Below are 255 nucleotides of genomic sequence, written 5' to 3' on the forward strand. Positions count from 1 at the left end.
CCGCTTGCCTGGAGCCAGCCGGCTGTCGCTGACGCGGCAGTCACCTTCATCATCTGCGGACAGCTGGTCGACACCAGCGTGATTCCGGATCGCCTGGCTCCGCTGGTCGAAGCAGGCGTGATGCCGGCGACGATGGTGTCGGAGTGGGAGGCCCCGGCCCGCGAACTGTACATGGAATATCCGCAGCGTCGTCGCGACGAAGCCGTACGCACGGCAACATTCGGCGCGTCGGCAATGATCTACGCTGCCCGCTCG

The 255-nt window shown here is 66.3% G+C and carries 1 pseudogene; it reads left to right on the plus strand.

Annotated features, from left to right (window positions below):
• Positions 1-255 (plus strand): annotated as a pseudogene (locus AB4Y42_RS44670) (nitroreductase family protein); the annotation flags it as partial.

It is taken from the genome of Paraburkholderia sp. EG286B, from assembly GCF_040965655.1.
Taxonomy (GTDB): Bacteria; Pseudomonadota; Gammaproteobacteria; order Burkholderiales; family Burkholderiaceae; genus Paraburkholderia.